The organism is Bradyrhizobium shewense (assembly GCF_900094605.1).
GTDB classification, from domain to species: domain Bacteria; phylum Pseudomonadota; class Alphaproteobacteria; order Rhizobiales; family Xanthobacteraceae; genus Bradyrhizobium; species Bradyrhizobium shewense.
Genome location: NZ_FMAI01000042.1, coordinates 1 through 20,107 on the forward strand (window position 1 = coordinate 1; position 20,107 = coordinate 20,107).

The 20,107-nt window shown below is 64.9% G+C and carries 22 protein-coding genes; 6 read left to right on the top strand and 16 right to left on the bottom strand.

Annotated elements, in window-relative coordinates; all coding sequences use genetic code 11:
* The 11 genes from GA0061098_RS39675 to GA0061098_RS39735 all read right to left on the bottom strand — a co-directional run.
* A partial coding sequence (locus GA0061098_RS39675) for a helix-turn-helix domain-containing protein (protein ID WP_129590846.1) occupies window positions 1-267 on the bottom strand: 267 nt, incomplete at its 3' end.
* 222 nt (window positions 268-489) lie between these two features.
* A complete protein-coding gene (locus GA0061098_RS39680) occupies window positions 490-699 on the bottom strand; it encodes a hypothetical protein (RefSeq protein ID WP_091966998.1) in 210 nt (69 codons plus the stop codon).
* A 95-nt stretch (window positions 700-794) separates the two neighbouring features.
* Window positions 795-1,061, bottom strand: coding sequence for a hypothetical protein (locus tag GA0061098_RS39685; RefSeq protein WP_018321086.1), 267 nt, complete (start codon window positions 1,059-1,061; stop codon window positions 795-797).
* A 1,065-nt stretch (window positions 1,062-2,126) separates the two neighbouring features.
* Complete coding sequence (locus tag GA0061098_RS45470; RefSeq protein WP_165637913.1) at window positions 2,127-2,522, bottom strand: hypothetical protein; 396 nt, start codon at window positions 2,520-2,522, stop codon at window positions 2,127-2,129.
* A gap of 109 nt (window positions 2,523-2,631) precedes the next feature.
* Window positions 2,632-4,110: an Asp-tRNA(Asn)/Glu-tRNA(Gln) amidotransferase subunit GatB gene (gatB, locus tag GA0061098_RS39705; RefSeq protein WP_091967000.1), complete on the bottom strand. Its 1,479-nt coding sequence runs from the start codon at window positions 4,108-4,110 to the stop codon at window positions 2,632-2,634.
* Complete coding sequence (locus tag GA0061098_RS39710; RefSeq protein ID WP_091967003.1) at window positions 4,107-4,409, bottom strand: hypothetical protein; 303 nt, start codon at window positions 4,407-4,409, stop codon at window positions 4,107-4,109. The genes gatB and GA0061098_RS39710 overlap by 4 nt, the downstream gene beginning before the upstream one ends.
* Complete coding sequence (gene gatA / locus GA0061098_RS39715) at window positions 4,400-5,875, bottom strand: Asp-tRNA(Asn)/Glu-tRNA(Gln) amidotransferase subunit GatA (protein ID WP_091967005.1); 1,476 nt, start codon at window positions 5,873-5,875, stop codon at window positions 4,400-4,402. The genes GA0061098_RS39710 and gatA overlap by 10 nt, the downstream gene beginning before the upstream one ends.
* A complete protein-coding gene (locus tag GA0061098_RS39720) occupies window positions 5,872-6,084 on the bottom strand; it encodes a hypothetical protein (RefSeq protein ID WP_018321091.1) in 213 nt (70 codons plus the stop codon). Before GA0061098_RS39720 ends, gatA begins: the two co-directional genes overlap by 4 nt.
* A 14-nt stretch (window positions 6,085-6,098) precedes the next feature.
* The gene (gatC, locus tag GA0061098_RS39725; RefSeq protein ID WP_091967007.1) at window positions 6,099-6,386 is read right to left on the bottom strand and encodes an Asp-tRNA(Asn)/Glu-tRNA(Gln) amidotransferase subunit GatC; all 288 of its coding nucleotides are present in this window, start codon (window positions 6,384-6,386) and stop codon (window positions 6,099-6,101) included.
* 76 nt (window positions 6,387-6,462) lie between these two features.
* A complete protein-coding gene (locus GA0061098_RS39730; protein WP_091967009.1) occupies window positions 6,463-7,539 on the bottom strand; it encodes an NAD(P)H-dependent flavin oxidoreductase in 1,077 nt (358 codons plus the stop codon).
* A 17-nt stretch (window positions 7,540-7,556) separates the two neighbouring features.
* Window positions 7,557-8,531: an NAD(P)H-dependent flavin oxidoreductase gene (locus GA0061098_RS39735; protein ID WP_091967011.1), complete on the bottom strand. Its 975-nt coding sequence runs from the start codon at window positions 8,529-8,531 to the stop codon at window positions 7,557-7,559.
* A gap of 98 nt (window positions 8,532-8,629) precedes the next feature.
* Between GA0061098_RS39735 and GA0061098_RS39740 the strand changes: the two genes are divergently transcribed.
* Window positions 8,630-9,520, top strand: a complete 891-nt coding sequence (locus GA0061098_RS39740) for a LysR family transcriptional regulator (protein ID WP_091967013.1) — start codon at window positions 8,630-8,632, stop codon at window positions 9,518-9,520.
* Between the two features lie 30 nt (window positions 9,521-9,550).
* On the opposite strand, the gene GA0061098_RS39745 is transcribed toward GA0061098_RS39740, so the two are convergent.
* Both GA0061098_RS39745 and GA0061098_RS39750 read right to left on the bottom strand, forming a co-directional pair.
* Window positions 9,551-11,770, bottom strand: coding sequence for a DNA/RNA non-specific endonuclease (locus GA0061098_RS39745; protein ID WP_091967015.1), 2,220 nt, complete (start codon window positions 11,768-11,770; stop codon window positions 9,551-9,553).
* A 273-nt stretch (window positions 11,771-12,043) separates the two neighbouring features.
* Window positions 12,044-12,256: a hypothetical protein gene (locus GA0061098_RS39750; RefSeq protein ID WP_091967017.1), complete on the bottom strand. Its 213-nt coding sequence runs from the start codon at window positions 12,254-12,256 to the stop codon at window positions 12,044-12,046.
* Window positions 12,257-12,301: 45 nt separating this feature from the next.
* Here GA0061098_RS39750 and ruvX point away from each other — a divergent pair, with 45 nt between their 5' ends.
* Both ruvX and GA0061098_RS39760 read left to right on the top strand, forming a co-directional pair.
* Window positions 12,302-12,787, top strand: a complete 486-nt coding sequence (gene ruvX, locus GA0061098_RS39755) for a Holliday junction resolvase RuvX (protein WP_091967019.1) — start codon at window positions 12,302-12,304, stop codon at window positions 12,785-12,787.
* Window positions 12,788-12,790: 3 nt separating this feature from the next.
* On the top strand, window positions 12,791-13,714 hold the full coding sequence (locus GA0061098_RS39760; RefSeq protein ID WP_091967021.1) for an AEC family transporter: 924 nt from the start codon (window positions 12,791-12,793) through the stop codon (window positions 13,712-13,714).
* Here GA0061098_RS39760 and GA0061098_RS39765 read toward each other — a convergent pair.
* From GA0061098_RS39765 to GA0061098_RS39775, 3 genes are read right to left on the bottom strand one after another with little or no spacing between them, the layout of a single operon-like run.
* Window positions 13,711-14,475 carry a CPBP family intramembrane glutamic endopeptidase gene (locus GA0061098_RS39765; RefSeq protein WP_091967023.1) on the bottom strand — a complete coding sequence of 255 codons (765 nt, stop codon included), beginning with the start codon at window positions 14,473-14,475 and terminating at the stop codon, window positions 13,711-13,713. The two genes, GA0061098_RS39760 and GA0061098_RS39765, sit on opposite strands and share 4 nt — an antisense overlap.
* Window positions 14,476-14,498: 23 nt before the next feature.
* Complete coding sequence (locus GA0061098_RS39770; RefSeq protein WP_091967025.1) at window positions 14,499-16,142, bottom strand: isovaleryl-CoA dehydrogenase; 1,644 nt, start codon at window positions 16,140-16,142, stop codon at window positions 14,499-14,501.
* 20 nt (window positions 16,143-16,162) lie between these two features.
* A complete protein-coding gene (locus GA0061098_RS39775; RefSeq protein ID WP_091967062.1) occupies window positions 16,163-16,927 on the bottom strand; it encodes a M15 family metallopeptidase in 765 nt (254 codons plus the stop codon).
* A 198-nt stretch (window positions 16,928-17,125) separates the two neighbouring features.
* On the opposite strand from GA0061098_RS39775, the gene GA0061098_RS39780 reads away from it, so the two are divergent.
* Genes GA0061098_RS39780 through plsY form a run of 3 tightly spaced genes read left to right on the top strand, consistent with a single transcriptional unit; the run spans window position 17,126 to window position 20,024 of the window.
* Complete coding sequence (locus tag GA0061098_RS39780) at window positions 17,126-18,073, top strand: aspartate carbamoyltransferase catalytic subunit (RefSeq protein ID WP_018321103.1); 948 nt, start codon at window positions 17,126-17,128, stop codon at window positions 18,071-18,073.
* 5 nt (window positions 18,074-18,078) lie between these two features.
* Complete coding sequence (locus tag GA0061098_RS39785) at window positions 18,079-19,380, top strand: dihydroorotase (RefSeq protein WP_165637917.1); 1,302 nt, start codon at window positions 18,079-18,081, stop codon at window positions 19,378-19,380.
* Between the two features lie 47 nt (window positions 19,381-19,427).
* Complete coding sequence (plsY, locus tag GA0061098_RS39790) at window positions 19,428-20,024, top strand: glycerol-3-phosphate 1-O-acyltransferase PlsY (protein ID WP_091967029.1); 597 nt, start codon at window positions 19,428-19,430, stop codon at window positions 20,022-20,024.
* The last annotated feature ends 83 nt before the right edge of the window (window positions 20,025-20,107 follow it).

Genomic DNA, 20,107 nt, shown 5'->3' on the forward strand with positions numbered 1-20,107 from the left:
CCGTGCACCCCAATGCGGCTTCTCGGCCTTGAGCTGCACGATCAGGGTCTCGATCTGGCTTGGCAGCTGATTGGCATAGCGGACCGGCCGCCGGGAGCGATCGCTCAGGGCCTCGAGACCGTGCTCTTTATAGCGATCGAAGATCTTGTAGCCGGTCTTCCGCGAGATGCCGAACTCGCGACAGACCTCGGACATGGCTTCTCCTTCCAGAAGCCGGGCGACAAAGCGAAGGCGTTCTTCCATGACCGAACTCGCTCTCCACGGCATCGCCACCTCCCGCAGAACAAAAGCAGAAAGTGTAACCCATGTGTCCGGTACGTTCTGTCACCTATGTCTCGGGTCGCTCAGGCAGAATCAATCAAGGTCTGGGCGTTCTTTCACCTGAAAGCGCTCGTGAGGCCGCGCGAAAGCCTGGCGCAAGGATCGGCGCGGCGAGCTCCAGCTCGATTCGCGCCATCTTATATGTGTGGGTATGTGTTCGGTTCGCGCCTAGCGGTGGAACCGCCAGATCCGCCAATGCGAGGGCGAAATCAGCACCGCTTCGCCGGCCCAGACGTTGTACCAGACGCCGGACCTGCGCCGGCACGGAAACGACCAGGGCAGAATCCCCGTCTTGTGCGGACGTCCGAGTTCCAGATCGCACTCATCGGGAGCGATCTGCATCGGCAGCCATCGTCCATTGGTGTCGGGCTCGCTCATGCCGCACGGGTCTTATGTGGCGGCACGACGAAGAAACTTGATTCAGCGCAACCAGGCCCACCCGTGGGAACACGGGTGTGGATCCGATTCCCGGTTCAGTGCGTGGAGACCCACGCCCTCGCCTCGCGCTGCGCGGCCGAGATCTCGGCATCCGACATCTGCCCGGCGACTTCCTGGCGCAGGGTCACGGCGTCCTTGCGGCCCTTCAGGGCGGCGAGGTTGAACCATTTGTGCGCGGCGACGAGATCGACCAGCCCGGAACGGCCGCTCGCCCAATAGATCCCGCGTTCGAACAGCACGTCCGACAGCGCGGTCGCGTCGATCGGCGTTGCCGTCTCCAGATCGAAAGTACCCTGAAACATAACGCATCCCCTTTTTTCTTGTGCCTTGCTCCCCCGAGCGCGGCTCCCGTCCAACTCTGATGTGCATGACCCTTCCCGGGACCGTGCACTGTTCAACTCATCCCTTAGTCTTCTTGCCCAACGCCGTTTGCCGGCTTGTTGGAGGCGATGATGGCGGGCAAATTTGAATGGCAGTTTAAGTATCGCGATGAAGCAGACGTAAACGCGAGCGCGCGACGCCGGCGCGCAGAATTCAAGAAGTCCCTGATTTGCAGGCACTTCCGTGATTCGTCAGATTTGGTTTACCCTGGGATTTTGGGACATCGATAACCATCGCGCGCGGTGGGCGCATCCTGTGGCGTCCCCACTCGCCGTCGTCACCCGCGTCCCGGCTACGGCCAAGGCTTCGCCGGGGGCCGTCGTCTTGGAACGCCGAAGCGTCAGCGAATGCGGCAGGCGGATGACCCGGACATTCCGGAGACAGCAATGTCGCTCGGGAAGCCGCGGCGTACCCGATCGCCCGGTCGGAGCCCGACGATGACACCGCAAATGGCGAAGCGGCGTGCGAGCAGCACGCAATCGGGCCTGCCCAAGGTGGAGCGGCCAGCGCAACGATGACGCTATGGTCAGATCAGCAATGTGGGGAAAAGGAATGCCGGCAATACCCCGGCCTCAGGAGAACGAGGGCGTCGGCGAACACGTCAGGACCAGATTCCACTTGACCGCGAGGCCACTCGTGAAATTGCAGAACCGGAGAACCGGCCCCGCACCGAACGAAGAAAACTTGTTTCTTCTGCCGGACCGCGAAGAGAGCGATCCGACCGTTGACCTGATGTCTCGCCGACACCCTCTATCGTCGACCAGAACCTCTGGGAGGCGCTGATGACGTGCCGGCTCTCGAGGAGCCGGCAACTTCAGAAGCGAAGTTACTTCTTCTTGGCGACCTTGCGGGTCTTCTTCGCAGTCTTCTTCACTGCGCTCTTCGCCTTCTTCGCCTTCTTTGCCTTCTTAGCTTTCTTGGCCATGTTGCCCTCCGATGTGTGAGATGGCTTAATCGCTGCATGCACTCGGGGATCGAGTGCACACTCATCCCAAATACACCAACACAACGAAAAAAACAGCGTCTCGCTTAAAGAAGTGTTGACGGCGCAAGGCGCGTGCGCTTGGCGAGCGCGATGCAAGCACGCTGCATGACGCGTTTGCACGATCGCGCAGAGTGCCCGCATCGTCGATGTCTGCGAGAGATGCGATTGCAGAAAACTCTATGCAGCAAGTATTTTCCTGCACGCGCGCATCGCGCACGATCGACCCGACGGTGCGCATCGTGACGGTCGAGATCACCTTGCAAAGGCATTTCGCGGACTCTGAGTCGCGATTTTTGGCAACGAAATTATTTTCATGCTTAACGGCGCGAGCGCTCGCCAGAGCGTGTGCGAGCCGCCTTTTTGCGCGAATCGCGTGACGGCGATTCGGCCGTCGCATCGCGTCTGGTCGGGATGAAGTTTGCCGCCGAGGATGCGCGCGAGCGTCGCATCACGAACCGAAAGAGAGGTGACGAAGCGTGTCCGTCACCTCGTTCGAACGCGCGACGTCAGACGCCGAGCTTGGACTTGAGCAGGTCGTTGACGCTCTGCGGGTTGGCCTTGCCGCCCGACGCCTTCATCACCTGGCCGACGAACCAGCCGAGCGACTGCGGCTTGTCCTTCACCTGCGCTGCCTTGTCGGGATTGGCCGCGATGATGTCGTCGACAACCTTTTCGATCGCCGAAAGATCCGTGACCTGCTTCATGCCGCGGCTTTCGACCAGCGCACGGGGATCGCCGCCCTCCTGCCAGACGATCTCGAACAGATCCTTGGCGATCTTGCCCGAGATCGTGCCGTCGCCAATCAGGTCGATGATCCCCGAGAGCTGCTCGGCGCTCACTGGAGAGCCCGTAATATCCCGGCCTTCCTTGTTGAGACGGCCGAACAGCTCGTTGATCACCCAGTTCGCCGCCATCTTGCCGTCGCGCGCGCGGTTGCCGAGCTTGTCGAGCACGGTCTCGTAGAACACCGCGCTCTCGCGCTCGGCGACGAGCACGCTCGCATCATAGGCCGACAGGCCGAGATCGGCGACGAAGCGCGTCTTCTTCTGGTCCGGCAGCTCGGGGAGCTCAGCCTTCAGCTCGTCGACGAATTCCTGGCTGAACTCCAGCGGCAGCAGGTCGGGATCGGGGAAGTAGCGGTAGTCATGCGCCTCTTCCTTGGACCGCATCGAGCGCGTCTCGCCCTTGCTGGGATCGAACCGACGCGTCTCCTGCTCGATCTGACCGCCGTCCTCCAGGATCTCGATCTGGCGCCGCGCTTCATACTCGATCGCCTGGCCGATGAAGGTGATCGAGTTCATGTTCTTGATTTCGCAGCGGGTGCCGAGCGGCGCGCCGGGCTTGCGCACGGACACATTGACGTCAGCGCGCAAGGATCCCTTCTCCATGTCACCGTCACAGGTGCCGAGGTAGCGCACGATCGAGCGCAGCTTGGTCACATAGGCCTTGGCCTGCTCGGCGTCGCGGATGTCCGGTTTCGAGACAATCTCCATCAGCGCCACGCCACACCGGTTGAAATCGATGTAGGACAGCGACGGCGACCGGTCGTGCAGCATTTTGCCGGGATCCTGCTCCAGATGCAGCCGCTCGATGCCGATGGAGACACTGCGGCCGCCATCGAGATCGACGATCACCTCGCCCTCGCCCACCACCGGCGACTTGTACTGGCTGATCTGATAGCCCTGCGGCAGGTCAGGATAGAAATAGTTCTTCCGGTCGAACACCGAACGCAGATTGATCTGCGCGTTGAGACCGAGCCCGGTCCGGACAGCCTGCCTGACGCATTCCTCGTTGATCACAGGCAGCATGCCCGGCATCGCGGCATCGACCAGCGACACCTGCGAGTTCGGCTCGCCCCCGAACGCAGTGGACGCGCCGGAGAACAGTTTCGACTTCGACGTCACCTGGGCATGGATCTCCATGCCGATGACCACCTCCCAGTCACCGGTGGCGCCCTTGAGAAGCTTGTGCGTGGCCGTGCTCATGTCGTGCTCCCGAGCAGCGTGACAGCGATCCGCTCCCACTCCGCTTCCAATGAATCCTTTGCAGCGGGCTGACCGGCCTGGCGGTACCAGTAGCCGGCATTGCCGAGATCGCCTTCGACGCGATGCAGATAGGCGTGCACCCAGGCCGCGTCGCGGCTGCTCTCGTCCTGGACGATCTTGTGCGCGCGGTCCCAGTCGCCCTTCGCGGCCCACCAGAGGCCAGCGAGCGGCGCGCTCAGGTGTGGCGCGGGCGCGGCGCCGTCGAGGCTCGCGATGAACGCGGCGGCATTCACCACCACCTCGCGGGCGTGAAGCGGCCGGCGGCCTGCTCGATCACCTCGCCAAGCGAGAACAATGTCTCCTCCTCGAACGGACGGCCGATCAATTGCAGGCCGAGCGGCAGGCCCTGCGCGTCCTTGCCTGCGGGCACCGCGATGCCGGGCAGGCCCGCCATGTTCACGGTCACCGTGAAGATGTCGTTGAGATACATCTCGACCGGATCGGCGCCGCCCTTCTCGCCGATGCCGAAGGCCGCCGACGGCGTCGCCGGCGTCAGGATCGCGTCGACGCCCTTCGCGAAGCAATCCTCGAAATCCTTCTTGATCAGCGTGCGCACCTTCTGGGCGCGCAAATAATATGCGTCGTAATAGCCGGCCGAGAGCACATAGGTGCCGATCATGACGCGGCGGCGGACCTCCGCACCAAAACCTTCGGCGCGGGTGTTCTCATAGAGCTCGGTGATGTTCTTGGCCTGCTCGCGCAGGCCGTAGCGGACGCCGTCATAGCGCGCGAGGTTGGAGGACGCCTCCGCCGGCGCCACGATGTAATAGGCCGGCAGCGCGTATTTGGTGTGCGGCAGCGACACCTCGACGAGCTCGGCGCCGGCCGCCTTCAGCCAGGCCGCGCCCTCACTCCAGAGCTTTTCGATCTCGGCCGGCATGCCGTCGAGGCGATACTCCTTGGGAATGCCGATCTTCATGCCCTTCACGGATTTGCCGATCGCGGCTTCGTAATCCGGCACGGCAATGTCGACCGAGGTCGTGTCCTTGGGGTCGTGCCCGGCCATCGAGCGCAGCAGCATCGCGGCATCGCGCACGCTGCGCGCAATGGGACCTGCCTGGTCGAGCGAGGAGGCGAAGGCGACGATGCCCCAGCGCGAGCAGCGGCCATAGGTCGGCTTGATGCCGACGGTCGCGGTGAATGCCGCCGGCTGGCGGATCGAGCCGCCGGTGTCGGTCGCGGTCGCGCCCATGCAGAGCAGCGCCGCCACGGCCGAGGCCGAGCCGCCGGACGAGCCGCCCGGCACCAGCGTGGTGTTGCTTCCTTCGCGCCGCCAGGGATTGCCGACCGGACCGAAGCACGAGGTCTCGTTCGCCGAGCCCATCGCGAATTCGTCATTGTTGAGCTTGCCGAGCATCACCGCACCGTCGCGCCACAGCTGCGAGGTAATGGTGGACTCGTAGGTCGGCACGAAATTGCCGAGGATCTTCGAGCATGCCGTGGTGCGCACACCCTTGGTCGCGAACAGGTCCTTGATGCCGAGCGGAATGCCGGCGAGCGGGCCGGCATCGCCCTTGGCGATCTTCTCGTCCACGGCCTTCGCCATGTCGCGCGCCTGCTCCGGCGTCTCCATCACGAAGGCATTGAGCACGCGCGCGGCTTCGATCGCGCTCAGATGCGCGTCGGTCAGCTCGAGGGACGTGAAAGTCTTGTCGGCGAGACCCTTGCGGGCCTCGGCGAGCGTCAGCGATGTCAAATCGGTCATTTATTGATCGGGCTGCAGAAGAAAGGAGACAGGGTCTTGTCGTTGGCCGGGTCGTCTTTTTTGGCGGCCGCATTGGCGGCGGCCTCGATCTCGTCGAGCACGGCATTGACGGCGACGTTGGGATCGGCAGCCTTGCCCTGCCGCTCCATCTTGTCGAGATAGTTCATGTAGGCCTGATAGGCCTTCTCATCGTCGCAAAGCAGGCACATCGGACCTAACCTGTTTATTCAACGACCTTGGGCACCAGGAAGAAGTGACCTTCGGTCGCGGGCGCGTTGGCAACGATATCGTCGGCGATCTCACCGTCATTGACCACGTCCTGCCGCTTCTTCATCTGCATCAGGGTGACCGAGGTCATCGGCTCCACGCCCTCGACATTGACCTCCGAGAGCTGCTCGACAAAGTCGAGCATGGCGTTGAGCTCGCCCTGCAGATGCGGAACCTCGCCCTCGGAAACCGCGATGCGCGCCAGATGCGCGATGCGGCGGACGGTAGCGGCGTCGACGGACATTATATAAGGCCTCTCACGGCAAAACCTATGTGCCGTATAGCAGAGGCCGGTTTTGCGCCGCAACCGGCGCCGGGACTTAGCTGGCCAGCGCTTTCATGCGGGCCAGCGCCGATTTGGCAAAATCCCGGGTCAATTCGGCCGCAGGGACCTCGCGGCCCAGCGCAACGGCCTGTCCAGCCCAGAGATTGGTGAAATCCACCCTGCCTTGCTTTTCGGCAGCCGTCTTCAATGGTCCCAGCGCGGTCGCGGCATGGGGAAACGGCGGGGCATCCGGCGAAATCGGGCCGGCCTCGCGCATCAGGCGGTTCTGGATGCCGCGCGCCGGCCGGCCGGTCATGACATTGGTGATCACGGTGGAATCGTCCCGCGCTTCAGCCAGCGCCTTGCGGCCGCCGGCGCTGACCTTGGACTCCGGACAGCGCAGATAGGCGCTGCCGATCTGCACGCCCGAGGCACCGAGCGCGAAGGCGGCTGCGATGCCGCGCCCGTCCGCGATGCCACCGGCCGCGATCACCGGCACCTTCACGGCATCGGCGACCTGCGGCACCAGCGCAAACGTGCCGGGCTGCTCGGAGATCTTGTCGGTCAGGAACATGCCGCGATGGCCGCCGGCCTCAACGCCTTGCGCAATGACGGCATCGACGCCGCGCTGTTCGAGCCAGACCGCCTCCTTGACCGTCGTCGCCGACGAGACGACGAGGCAGCCGGCGACCTTGACGCGCTTGAGCAGCGCCTCCTCCGGCAGACCGAAATGGAAGCTGACGATCTCGGGCTTCAGCTCCTCGACGACCTCGCAGAAGGCGGCATCGAACGGCGCGCGGTTCGCCGCATTGATCGGCGCTGCGGGATCGAGACCATGCTCGGTGTAATACCCCGTGAGCCGCTGCTTCCAGCGCGCTTCGGCCTCGGTCGAAAGGTCAACCGGCGTGTGGCAGAAGAAGTTCATGTTCACCGGCGCCTTCACGCGCTGGCGGATGATGTTGACCTGCTCGCGCGCCTTCTCCGGCGACAGCATCGCGCTCGGCAACGAGCCGAGCCCACCGCCCTCTGCCACGGCGATCACCAGCTCCGCATCCATCACACCCGCCATCGGCGCCAGGACGATCGGAAATTCGGTCTTGAAGAGGTCGATCAGTCGACGGTCAGGCCACATGGGTTTTCTCTCGCAGTTCAGGCGGACACGATGGAGTTGCGACGACCGGCCAGGAGTTGCTCAGCCTCGCTCGCGATGCGTTCGACAATTTCCGCTGCCGGCGGAATATCATGGATCAGGCCGACCGCCTCGCCTGCGATCACGGCGGCGAGGTCGAAATTGCCGGCTGCCTTGGCCGCGGCATAATCCGCCGCGACCCCAGCGACATTCTGCATCAACTCGACTTCGCGACCACTCCAGCGCCGGGCATGATCATTGACCAGACACCGCCCGGTAAACGGCGCCGGCCAGACATTGTTGCGGGAGAGATCGAAGATGATGCCGCGCACAGTCGAGCCGCTGCTTGCCGCGCAGATGCGCCGCTTGGCCTCCTGTGCACCATCGGCCTCCTCACTCGCATAGAAGCGCGTGCCAAGCAGCACGCCACTCGCGCCCAGCATCATCATCGCAGCAAGCCCACGCCCATCGGCGATGCCGCCGGCCGCAACCACCGGCACGCCCGCGGCAAGATCTACGATTGCGGGCACGAGATCGACCGTGGTGCGGGAGGCGCCGTGACCACCCGCCTCCGTCCCCTGCGCGATCAGGATATCGGCTTCGGCTTCGAGCGCCTGCCGCGCCATCGCTTCGTCCTGCACCTGGCAGATCAGACGCGCGCCAGCCGACTTGATCTTCGTTGCGAACGGCGCGGGATCGCCGAACGAGAGCATGATCGCGGACGGCTTTGCGGAGAGCGCGATGTCGAGAAGCTCGGGCCGCTTGGCGAGGCTCCAGGTAATGAAGCCGATCCCAAACGGGGCGGACAGCGAAGCGAGCTTCGCGGTCTCCCGCTCCAGCCACGTCCTCTCGCCATAGCCGCCGCCCAGAATGCCAAACCCGCCGGCGCCGCTCACGGCCGCGACCAGACGGCTGCCCGCGATGACATCCATCGGCGCCAGCAGGACGGGATGGCTGATCTCAAGCAGCGTGGTCAGCGGTGTCGCAATGGGCATGGCCCCTCCCCCGATCTGGACAGCGAGAGTAAGCGCGATTAGCATTCTCGAAAATTGAATTGTTGCGAACGCTACCATCTCAAACCCGAAACGGTGCCATGGAACTCATCGATCTCCAGACCTTTGCCACTGTTGCCCGCACCGGCGGCATCACCCGCGCCGCCGAAGAGCTCAACACGGTGCAATCCAACGTCACCCAGCGCGTGAAGGCGCTGGAGGCGGAGATCGGCACGCCCCTGTTCGAACGCCATAGCCGTGGCATGACGTTGACCGGCGCCGGCAAGCGCCTCCTCCCCTACGCTCAAAAGATGGCGGCGCTGTCGCGCGAGGCCGTGCTTGCGGCGCGCGACGATGGCGAGCCGAAGGGACCGCTTGCGATCGGCTCGATGGAAACGACAGCGGCGGTACGGCTGCCGCCGCTGCTTGCCGATTTCCACCGCCGCTTCCCCGCCGTGCGGCTCTCCTTGCGCACGGCGACCACGGCCGACCTCGTCGCAGCCGTGCTCGAAGGTGCGCTCGACGGCGCCTTCGTCGCGGGCCCGATCGCGCATGCCGACCTCACCGCGACGAGCGCGTTCCGCGAAGAGCTGGTGCTGGTCGGCGCGCGGCGCTGGACCTCGCTCGCCGAGCTGCGCGCCGGCACGCCGGAATCCGGCCCGACGGCGCTGGTGTTCCGCACCGGCTGCACCTACCGCCAACGGCTCGAGCAGATCTTCGTCGACTTCGGCTGGCCTTCAGCCGCGCGCTTCGAACTCGGCACGCTCGACGGCATGATCGGCTGCGTTGCCGCCGACATGGGCGTGACGTTGCTGCCGCGTGCCGTCGTCGAGCGCAGCGCGATGAACGGCAGCGTCTCGATCCACACGCTGAGCACCACGCACGCGCGCGTCGAGACCCTCTTCATCCAGCGTCGCGCCGGAAATCAATCCAGCGCGCTCGGCGGCTTTGCCGCGTGCCTGAAGCAGGACGAGGACGTCATCGCAGCCTGACGCGGTGACGCCGCGTCAGGCCGCGCTGTTCTAGAGTCGAATGTCCTCATAGGACTCGATCCGCCGCGGGCCGACCGAGGTCGCCTCGTGCGAATCCGCATCAGTGAGATTGCCAAAATCGAGCTTGGTCAATTTCGCGAGGTCCGCGATCGAGACCTGGAAGACGCTGACGTCCTCCTCCGACATCTTTTCGCGCAGGTCCACCTCCTGGATGCGATCGATCTCCATGACCAGCTTTCGCTGGCTCATCAGGAACGCCGCCGCCTTGAGCGCGTCGTCATCCTCGTTGCGTCGGATCAGGATCTTCCAGAAATATTTCGGGATTTGAACGCCGCCGAAGCTCGGATCCTTGTGCGGCCGCCCGGCCGGATTGGGCAGATCGGATCCATCGGCATCCGGCCCGTCGAACACCGGACCGTTCATGACGATGCCCTTCTCCTCGCCTTCGAGCAGGACATCGCGCGTGTAATCCTCCAGGCCCGCCCAGAGCTGCTTGCCCTGGTTGAACGAGAAGAACTGCGGCGAGCAATTGGTGAAGTGGAAGGAATCGTCGCCATGCTGCTTTGCCGCGGCGACGGTGTCGCCCCAGGTCGCATCGAGGCGGCGCACGAGATGACCGCGATCGAACGGATTCTTGCTGCGGTCCGCCTCGAAGGTCGCCTGCTTGCGGTAGAACTCGTCGCCGATCTGGGCGTCGTCGTCGATGCGCGGATCGCGCAGCCAGGAATCGCCTTCGCGCTTGCCGACATCCTGTTGCTGCCCGCCGTCGATATTGACACAGCTGAAGAAGGCGAGCCGGCGCTCCTTGTTCATGACGACGCTGTAGTTGAAATATTTCAGCTCGGACTGCCTGGAGCTTCCCTTCAGCGTCGCGATCCGGGACTTGAGAGCGGCCGGAATCTTCGGCAGGGCCACCGAGAATTTACCGGTGCCGAGAAAATTCGCCTTGTATCCAGGACGCGATTTCAGCGTGCTCTGATCGATATGCACGGCCTCCAGGGGCAGGCCGTTCGCACTGATGCGAGGCAGGAGGCCGACCGGCGGAGCGATCAACGGCTTGCCACCGTTCGGCATACCGCCGTTCTGCGCCCCTCCGTTGCCCCCAGCCGGGCCCGGCACGGGCGCCAGCGGAGCGAACGGAATGTCCTTCCTGAACATCGGCAACGGCACGCGGATCGGGACCACCAGCGAGGTCCCGTCGAGCGACTGCTCGACCCAGACATTGGCGCCGAAAGCAGGCGCGGCGACCGGCGCGCTGACCTTCTCGACCTCGAGCCGGATCGGCGGCTCTTCCTCGTCCAGCACCGGCCTGATCAAGGGATGGGAGCCGACGGCGACCTTGAGATCGGCGACGATCGCGCTGATCCGGATGCCTTCATTGGCGATCCAGTCGATCAGGGATTCATCCATCGACGGCTTCCACACCTTGCCGTCCTTGGCCAGGGTGCGGCCTTGCGAATCCTTCCGGGGAACGCCGCTGTGATGCAGCCCGACCACCTGCCAGAAGCGGTTGAACGCCGGCGAGCCCGACGATCCCGCCGTCGTATCGGTGTTGTACCAGAGGAAGTCGCCGACATATTTGAGCAGCTTGTTCTCGCGGACGCAGACCTGCTTCATCTGCCCGCTGGGGTGCTGCACGATGGTGAGGTACTCGCCGGGGTCTGCCTTGCCGGGCGCTCCGCTGAGCGGCAACCATCCCCAATCCTCGAGCTCCTCGTGGCCCGACAGCGAGGTCGGCGCCACCGCGACGATCGAGAAATCCAGCCTGTCATTGGTGTAGAAAACTTTGCCCGGCTCGAAGCCGAACCGCACCGGCACACGCTCTTGTCCGGAGACGTCGAGCTCGTAGTTGAAATCGGCGATCGAATTGGCGGCGTCGGCCGGCTTGCCGAAGACATGATGGTTCGTCAGCAGCAGGCCCGGCCCGATCAGAAAGCCCGAGCCGTAGCCGAGCAGGTTCGACTTGAGATCCCTGAGCTGAATGCGGCAGACCGAGCGCGAGGCCGCAGTCCCCTTGGCGAGATAGTTGATGCTGTCGAGATCATTGCCCTGGATGATCCGCTCCAGGCCGATCTCGGCCTTCTCCACGTCCTGCGTCTCGGCCAGCAGCTGGCGCTGGCGCACGCGCATCTTCTCGACGGTCATCTCGATCGGACCGTCGCCCAGTTTCCGGTTCAGGGCATCGGGTGAGAACTCGGCTTGCTTGAATCGCCTTTCTGAGCCCGCGATCAGGCTTGGCTTGATGAGCATCGGTGACCTCTCAAATGATTGGCGAATATTGGACCTGGTGAGCGCCTGAAAAAATCTGCGCGAAGTTGCAGCGCGGGCCGGATGGCCGATCGCTGCCGATCGTTCTGGAAATCGGGGGCTCCGCCCCACACTACTTTAGACCTGTACATCTCCTGCCATGCAACCACCGGCATCATGCCATGGTCTGCAATGTCACCAGTGTGAGATTTCCCACAAATGATCGATGCGCCCGCGCATCACGATTTCGCGCGCTGCTTGCTGCCGCTGGATCATCTACGGCTTCAGCTGCCACCGCCGCAGCGCCACGACGGCCCAGATCGCTTCCACCAGCCCGAACGGCCAGGCGCCCTGCAGAAAACCGTAGGCCGAGCCGAGCGCGCAGGATGCGGCGAACAGCAGCACGAACCAATGGCTGCGATCTTCCAGGGCATAAGTGACCAGCATCGCCGTGACGGCGAACAGGCCGAATAATGTCAGTGCATCCATTGTTCCGGGTTCACTCCGCGGCGCGACGCGTGATATGCGCTACGCATGCCGGCTCTTATCCTGCCTCTCGTCGACGCTGCAACCCACTGGCCCGCCCGCGGCGCGCTGGTCGGGCTCGACCTCGGTACCAAGACCATTGGCGTTGCGGTGTCCGATCCGGACCGGCGGCTTGCGACCGGCGTCGAGACGATCCAGCGCAAGCAGTTCAAGCAGGACGCCGCCCGGCTGCTCGCGATCGCGGCCGAGCGCAGGGTGGTCGGCTTCGTGCTCGGCCTGCCCATCAACATGGACGGCAGCGAGGGTCCGCGCGCGCAATCCACCCGCGCCTTCGCCCGCAATCTCGCCGGCCTGACCGCCCTCCCCATCGGCCTGTGGGACGAGCGCCTCTCGACCGCGGCGGTCGAGCGCGAGCTGATCGGCATGGATGTCAGCCGCGCCAAGCGCGCCGAGGTGATCGACGAGCACGCCGCGATCTTCATCCTGCAGGGCGCGCTCGACCGCCTCGCCAATCTCCGTCCAGGGACCGCCTGACCGATGGCCGTCGTGATCGCGGCGCTGCTGCCGGTCTTCATCCTCATCGTTCTCGGCGTCGTCTTGAAGCGCAGCCTGATGCGGCTCGACACGCAATGGCACGGGCTGGAGCGGCTGACCTATTTCGTGCTGTTTCCGATGCTGCTGATCCAGACGCTGGTGAAGGCCGACCTCTCCAAGGTGCCGGTCGCCGGCGTTGGCGGCGCGCTGCTGCTGTCGGCGCTGGCGATGTCGCTACTGTGCCTCGCGCTGCGCCCTGCCCTGGCCCGGCTCGATATCGACGGGCCCGCCTTTACCTCGATCTTCCAGGGCGCGACGCGCTGGCAGACCTTCGTCGGGCTGTCGGTCGCCGCCAACATGTTCGGCGATGTCGGACTGGCGCTCGCCTCCGTGGCGATGGTCGCGATCATTCCCCTCGTCAATGTGTTGAGCGTCGTGGTGCTCGCCCATTATGCCGCGCCGGAGAAGCAGTCAGCGCGGACCATCGTCATGACGGTGATCCGCAATCCCCTGATCTGGGCCTGCGCCATCGGGCTCTTCGTCAACGTCACCCACCTGCCGTTGCCAAAACTCTGGCACGAGGTGGCAGACGCGCTCAGCCGCTCCTCGCTCGCGATCGGCCTGCTCGTCACCGGCGCCGGCCTGCATCTCGAAGGCTTCTTGCGTCCAAGCCTGGCCGCGGCCATCGGCGTCGTCTTCAAGCTCGCGCTGATGCCTGCGCTGGCGCTGGCGCTTGCCCTCTGGTTCGGGCTATCAGGCGACAGCCGCGCGATCGTGGCGATCTGCGCGGCGGTGCCGACCTCGTCCAGCGCCTATGTGATGGCGCGCCAGATGGGCGGCGATGCCCCGCTGCTGGCGCAGATCATCACGCTGCAGACGATTTTGGCGGCGATCACGATGCCGATCGCGATCGCGCTGGCAGCTTAGCTCCCCAGCCACATCGTCAGGACCACCGCGGTCAGATTGTTCAGCGCGTGCAGCACGATGGTGAGCCAGAGCGAATTCGCGCGATAGCGCATGTAGCCGAACCACAGGCCGATGGTGAAGACTTCGGCGAGGAAGTACATGTCGTATTGCAGGTGCACGACCGTCCAGACCAGCGACGACAGCAGGATCGCGCCGGGCACGCGCAGGAAGCTCGCCGACCAGCCGCGAAAGAGGAAGCCGCGCGCCAGGATCTCCTCCGACATCGGCGCAGCCACGCTGAAGGCGAACAGCAGCAGCAGCGCCGCGCCCTTGTCGCGGCCCGATTTCAACAGATCGGTCATGAACCCCGGCGTCGCCTCGCGGCCGAGCGCGCGCGACATCGTCTCCCAGACCAGCACAAGCAGGATGAGGCCGACCGCACCGAATAGGAGCTGCTTCCAGGACGGCCAATGCAGCGCGAGATAGTCGACGAAGGAGGCTTTCTTGATGCGGATGGCGAGCCACACCGCCAGGAGCGTCGCCGGCAGGCCCATGATGACCGAAAGCGCGAGCGTCTGGGGCTCGCTGCCGACGAGCTGGATCGAGGCGAAGTCCATGGGAAGACCACGCTGCACCGCCAGCAGGACAACGGCGCCGATCTGCCCGACGAACATCGCGACGAAGACGAAGAGGCCCCACAGCGCGGTGCCCAAGAACATCCAGACGCGCGGCGGCGCAGGCGTCACAGTCAGCGGCGGATGGTCGGGATTGAGGGAATCCATCAGGAGGCTTTCGTTAGGAAGACTCACGGCAGCGCCCGCTCCAGCAGCGCGCGCACGTCGCCGTTCTCCAGCTCCACGGCGCCGTACATGCTGGCGTGATTGGCCGCAAGACGCGTGCTCGCGAACAGTTCGGCATTGCGCGGGGAAACACCGTTGAGAGCCGCAGCCGCAGCCAGCAGCGCCAGCTTCTCGACGGCGAGACGCGCGACGCGCTCGCCATCGGCGCGGCGGAAAGTCTTGCCGATGAAGGTGGCCGTCTCGCCTGCGCCGGGCAAGCCCTTCGTCTCGGCCGCAAGCGATTGCAGCACAGCCGTCGCCGCCTCCGGCTCGCGCGAGAGCGCCCGGAGCACGTCGAGGCACATCACGTTGCCGGAGCCCTCCCAGATCGCGTTGACCGGCGATTCCCGGTAGTGCCGCGCCAGAATGCCGTCCTCGACATAGCCATTGCCGCCGAGGCATTCCATGGCCTCGTAGAGGAACGGCGGCGCACTCTTGCAGGTCCAGTATTTGATCGCGGGCGTCAAGAGCCGCATATAGGCGGCCTCCGCCGCATCGTGCGGCGTGCGGTCGAAGGCGCGGCAGAGCCGCATCACCAGCGCCGTGCTCGCCTCGACATGCAGCGCCATGTCCGACAGCACGGCCTGCATCAGAGGCTGGTCGGCCAGATGTTTCTGGAACACGCTGCGGTGGCGGGCGTGATGCAGCGCATGCGCGAGCCCCGAGCGCATCAGGCCGACGGAGGCGATCGCGCAATCCTGCCGCGTCAGCTGCACCATCTGGATGATGGTGCGGATGCCCTTGCCCTCCTCGCCGACCCGTTCGGCGTAGGCACCGACGAACTCGACCTCGGACGACGCATTGGAGCGATTGCCGAGCTTGTCCTTCAAGCGCTGGAACTGGATCGCATTCACCGAACCATCCGGCGCGAAGCGCGGCATGAAGAAACAGGTCAGCCCGCTGTCCGCCTGCGCCAGCACCAGGAACGCATCGCACATCGGCGCCGACATGAACCATTTGTGGCCGGTGATGCGATAGGCCTCGCCCTCGCGCACCGCGCGCGTCATGTTGGCGCGCACGTCGGTGCCGCCCTGCTTCTCGGTCATGCCCATGCCGAGCGTCATGCCTCGCTTCTGCCACCACGGCGCAAAGCTCGGGTCGTAGCTCCTGGTCGACAGCACCGGCATCACCTTGCCGAGCAGGTCCGGCTGCATCGCCAGCGCACCGACGGAGGCGCGGGTCATCGTGATCGGACAGAGATGGCCGGTCTCGACCTGGGCGGCCATGTAGAATTTTGCTGCACGAATGACTTCGGCGGCATCACCCGCAGGTTTGCCGTTCGCGGTCCAGGTCGAATTGTGCACGCCGGCATGGGCGCTGTGCGCCATCAATTCGTGATAGGCCGGGTGAAACTCGACCTGGTCGCGGCGATTACCTTTGGCGTCGAAGGTGCGCAGCTTCGGCGTATTCTCGTTCGCGACGCGCCCGCGATCGGCCATCGCAGCCGAGCCCCATTGCTTGCCAAACTCGGACAGCTCGCGTTCCGCCGCCGCACCACCATTGGCCTTCACCGCATCGACCAGCGGCCGATCGACAGTGAACAGGTCGATATCCTCGAACGGCGGCGACTGGTTGAAGACCTCGTGGGTCGCAAAGCTCGGCTGGGTCATGGTGCTTCCTCGGCGCGGAATCAGTTCCGGCGCGGCTGGATCGGGAAATCATAGGCTGCCCCACCGGCCCCCGGCAGGGAAAAATGCCACCACTCCTTCGAATAGTTCACAAAGCCTTGCCTGGTCATCGCAGCCACCAGCCGCTTGCGCCAGATGCGCTGCTCGGAGGTGATCGCCGGTGCCGCGGTATGGCCCTTGGCATCGGTACAGTCGTAGCCGGTGCCCATGTCGACGCTGCCTTCCGGCGCGCGCGCTTCGACCGGCGCGGTGCAATCGGCATAGGTCTTTGCCGGATCGTATTTGGCGGCGTTGTCGGCTTTGAGATCGACCAAAGTGAGATCGAGCGCGGCGCCCGTGGAATGCTGCGACCGGCTCGCGATGTAGCCGAGGCGGAACAGTTCGGTCTTGGGAATTTTGGGATTGTAGCGCCGCTCGGCGGCCGTCTCATGACCGTTCTGCGACCACTTGACCATGTCGAGCGAGGCCCGCGCCGGCCGGTAGCAGTCGAACATCTTGAGCGAGAGATTTTGCGCCGCCAGCTCCTCTTGAACCGCCTTCAGCCGCAGCCCGACTTCGCGCTTCACCACGCATTCACCGGCATTGTAGCCGGCGAGCGGCCGGCCGACGAAATTGTTCGAGGTGGCGTAGCGGATGTCCTGGATGATGCTGGGATCGATCTCGCGCAGGAAAACGAAGCCGCCGGGGAGCGATTGGGCGTGGGCGGCGCTGATTGTTGCTGCAGCCAAGAGCACAGTCAGGATTGTTTTCACGAAATGCCCCCACATCGTCATGGCCGGGTTTATCCCGGCCATCCACGTTCTTTTTGCGTCAAATGCGATAGAAGAACGTGGATGCCCGGGACAAGCCCGGGCATGACGAAGAGGCAACGCCGCAGCGTCGGGTCGGACAGATCAGGGGATAACTCACCGCCCCGGCTTTGGCCCTTGCCCCCTCATCCATCCGCGCCTATAGCTCTCGTTTTAATGACATCGAAATCGACCTTCGTCCTCGGCCACCGGCATTTGCTGGGCATCGAGGGCCTTTCCGCGGCCGACATCACCGGCCTCCTCGACCTGTCCGAAGAATATGTCGAGCTCAACCGCCAGGTTGACAAGAAGCGCACCGTCCTGCGGGGACGGACGCAGGTGAACCTCTTCTTCGAGGCCTCCACCCGGACCCAATCCTCGTTTGAACTCGCGGGCAAGCGGCTCGGCGCGGACGTCATGAACATGTCGGTGTCCTCCTCGTCCATGAAGAAGGGCGAGACGCTGATCGACACCGCGATGACGCTGAACGCGATGCACCCGGACATCCTGGTGATGCGCCATCATGCCTCCGGCGCGGTGGAACTGCTGGCGCGCAAGGTTGACGGTTCCGTGATCAATGCCGGCGACGGCGCCCATGAGCATCCGACCCAGGCCCTGCTCGACGCGCTCACCATCCGTCGCAACAAGGGCCGGATCGAGGGGCTCGTGGTCGCGATCTGCGGCGACGTGCTGCATTCGCGCGTCGCCCGCTCCAACATCATCCTGCTCAACACGATGGGCGCCCGCGTCCGCGTGGTCGGCCCCACCACGCTGCTGCCACCGGGCATCGAGCGGATGGGCGTCGAGGTCGCGCGCGACATGCGCGAGGGGCTGAACGGCGCCGATATCGTCATGATGCTGCGGCTGCAGCGCGAGCGTATGAACGGCTCCTTCGTGCCGTCATCCAGCGAGTACTTCAACTATTTCGGGCTCGACCAGAAGAAGCTCGCCTACGCCAAGCCCGACGCATTGGTGATGCATCCGGGCCCCATGAACCGCGGCGTGGAGATCGACTCGATTGTGGCCGACGGCGCGCAGTCCCTGATCCGCGAACAGGTGGAGATGGGGGTGGCCGTGCGCATGGCGGTGCTGGAAGCGCTCGCCCGTAACCTGCCGAACGCGTGATGCCGATGCTGACCGATCGCCGCCCCATCCTGCTCGCCAACGCCCGCGTCGTCGATCCCTCCCGGGATTTCGACGGTGTCGGCGACGTTCTCATCGCCGACGGCGCCATCCGCGAGACTCGCCGCGGCATCGGCGCGGCCGGCGTCCCCGAAGGCACCGACATCGTCAACTGCTCCGGCAAGATCGTCGCGCCCGGCCTGATCGACATGCGCGCCTTCGTCGGTGAGCCCGGCTTCAGCCATCGCGAGACCTTTGCCACTGCGAGCCAGGCGGCCGCGACCGGCGGCATCACCACCATCATCTGCCAGCCCGACACCTCTCCGGTGATCGATAATTCGGCAACCGTCGACTTCGTGATGCGCCGCGCCCGCGACACCGCGATCGTCAACATCCAGCCGATGGCGGCGCTCACCAAGGGCATGCACGGCGATGAGATGACCGAATTCGGTCTGCTCAAGGCCGCGGGCGCCGTCGCCTTCAGCGACGGCGTCAGGAGCGTGACCAATGCGCAGGTGATGCGCCGCGCGCTGACCTACGCGCGCGATTTCGACGCGCTGATCGTGCACTACACCGAGGACCCCGATCTCGTCGGCGAAGGCGTGATGAACGAGGGCGAGTTCGCATCGCGGCTCGGCCTGATGGGCATCCCGAATGCTGCCGAGGCCGTGATCCTCGAACGCGACATGCGCCTTGTGGCGTTGACCGGCGGCCGCTATCACGCGGCCTCGCTGACCTGCATCGATTCCCTCGATATCCTCCAGCGCGCCCGCGACGCCGGGCTCGCCGTCAGCGCCTCGGTCTCGATCAACCATCTTGCGCTGAACGAGAACGACATTGGCCCCTACCGCTCGTTCCTGAAACTGTCGCCGCCGCTGCGGACGGAGGACGACCGCCGCGCGCTGGTGGCCGCAATCGCCTCCGGCCTCCTCGACGTCATCATGTCCGACCACAATCCGCAGGACGTCGAGGTCAAGCGCCTCCCCTTCGCGGAAGCCGCTCCCGGCGCCGTTGGTCTCGAAACCATGCTGCCCGCCGGCCTCCGCCTCGTGCACAATGGCGAGCTGGACCTGAAGACGCTGATCCGCGCGATGTCGACCCGCCCGGCCGAGTTGCTCGGCCTGCCTGGCGGAACCCTGCGTGCAGGCAGCCCGGCCGACGTCATCGTGATCGACCCCGATGTGCCCTGGGTGGTCGATCCCGCCGACCTCAAATCGCCCTGCAAGAACACCCCGTTCGACGAGGCCCGCTTTACAGGCCGCGTGGTGCGCACCATTGTCGGCGGACGCACGGTCTACGAACATGTCTGATGTGCGCAATCGTTCGGCTCGGAAGTCGGGCCTTTGGAGCTGCCGCCATGGGGCTTGAAGCATTTCTGCCGGTGGCCTTCGTCATCGGCTACCTCCTCGGCTCGATCCCGTTCGGGCTGGTCCTGACCAAGCTCGCCGGCACCCAGGATATCCGCTCGATCGGCTCCGGCAGCATCGGCGCCACCAATGTGCTGCGCACCGGGCGCAAGAGCCTTGCCGCGGGCACCCTGCTGTTCGACGCGCTCAAGGGCACCGTGGCCGTGGTGATCGCCGGCTACGTCGCAGGACCCAATGCGGCCATGGTGGCCGGGCTCGGCGCGTTCCTCGGCCATCTCTTCCCGGTCTGGCTCAAGTTCAAGGGCGGCAAGGGCGTGGCCGTCTATATCGGCATCCTGCTCGGCCTGTTCTGGCCTGGCGCCGTCGTGTTCTGCCTGATCTGGCTGGCGACCGCCTTCACCACCCGCTACTCCTCGCTCTCCGCGCTGGTGGCGGCGTTCGTCACGCCGATGTTCCTGTGGTGGTTCGGGCATCTCGCTTTGTCGGCGCTGACGGCGCTGCTGACGCTGCTGCTGTTCTACGCGCACCGCGAGAACATCAAGCGCTTGCAGACCGGCAAGGAAAGCCGGATCGGCGAGAAGGCGTAGAGCGTTTTCGAGCGAAGTGGATACCGGCTCGCGTCAAACGAGTGTCCAAAGCCGGGCATCTACGGATACCGAGGCACCTCTTG

Coding starts and splice junctions, on each gene's coding strand:
- GA0061098_RS39720 (WP_018321091.1), bottom strand. CDS start 6,084: ATGTGCCTGCTTTGCGACGATGAGAAGGCCTATCAGGCCTACATGAAC.
- GA0061098_RS39740 (WP_091967013.1), top strand. CDS start 8,630: ATGGAACTCATCGATCTCCAGACCTTTGCCACTGTTGCCCGCACCGGC.
- gatA (WP_091967005.1), bottom strand. CDS start 5,875: ATGACCGATTTGACATCGCTGACGCTCGCCGAGGCCCGCAAGGGTCTC.
- gatC (WP_091967007.1), bottom strand. CDS start 6,386: ATGTCCGTCGACGCCGCTACCGTCCGCCGCATCGCGCATCTGGCGCGC.
- GA0061098_RS39765 (WP_091967023.1), bottom strand. CDS start 14,475: ATGGATTCCCTCAATCCCGACCATCCGCCGCTGACTGTGACGCCTGCG.
- GA0061098_RS39775 (WP_091967062.1), bottom strand. CDS start 16,927: ATGTGGGGGCATTTCGTGAAAACAATCCTGACTGTGCTCTTGGCTGCA.
- ruvX (WP_091967019.1), top strand. CDS start 12,302: ATGCCGGCTCTTATCCTGCCTCTCGTCGACGCTGCAACCCACTGGCCC.
- GA0061098_RS39745 (WP_091967015.1), bottom strand. CDS start 11,770: ATGCTCATCAAGCCAAGCCTGATCGCGGGCTCAGAAAGGCGATTCAAG.
- GA0061098_RS39770 (WP_091967025.1), bottom strand. CDS start 16,142: ATGACCCAGCCGAGCTTTGCGACCCACGAGGTCTTCAACCAGTCGCCG.
- GA0061098_RS39785 (WP_165637917.1), top strand. CDS start 18,079: ATGCTGACCGATCGCCGCCCCATCCTGCTCGCCAACGCCCGCGTCGTC.
- GA0061098_RS39730 (WP_091967009.1), bottom strand. CDS start 7,539: ATGTGGCCTGACCGTCGACTGATCGACCTCTTCAAGACCGAATTTCCG.
- gatB (WP_091967000.1), bottom strand. CDS start 4,110: ATGAGCACGGCCACGCACAAGCTTCTCAAGGGCGCCACCGGTGACTGG.
- GA0061098_RS39735 (WP_091967011.1), bottom strand. CDS start 8,531: ATGCCCATTGCGACACCGCTGACCACGCTGCTTGAGATCAGCCATCCC.
- GA0061098_RS39680 (WP_091966998.1), bottom strand. CDS start 699: ATGAGCGAGCCCGACACCAATGGACGATGGCTGCCGATGCAGATCGCT.
- GA0061098_RS39750 (WP_091967017.1), bottom strand. CDS start 12,256: ATGGATGCACTGACATTATTCGGCCTGTTCGCCGTCACGGCGATGCTG.
- GA0061098_RS39760 (WP_091967021.1), top strand. CDS start 12,791: ATGGCCGTCGTGATCGCGGCGCTGCTGCCGGTCTTCATCCTCATCGTT.
- GA0061098_RS45470 (WP_165637913.1), bottom strand. CDS start 2,522: ATGCGACGGCCGAATCGCCGTCACGCGATTCGCGCAAAAAGGCGGCTC.
- GA0061098_RS39685 (WP_018321086.1), bottom strand. CDS start 1,061: ATGTTTCAGGGTACTTTCGATCTGGAGACGGCAACGCCGATCGACGCG.
- GA0061098_RS39780 (WP_018321103.1), top strand. CDS start 17,126: ATGACATCGAAATCGACCTTCGTCCTCGGCCACCGGCATTTGCTGGGC.
- plsY (WP_091967029.1), top strand. CDS start 19,428: ATGGGGCTTGAAGCATTTCTGCCGGTGGCCTTCGTCATCGGCTACCTC.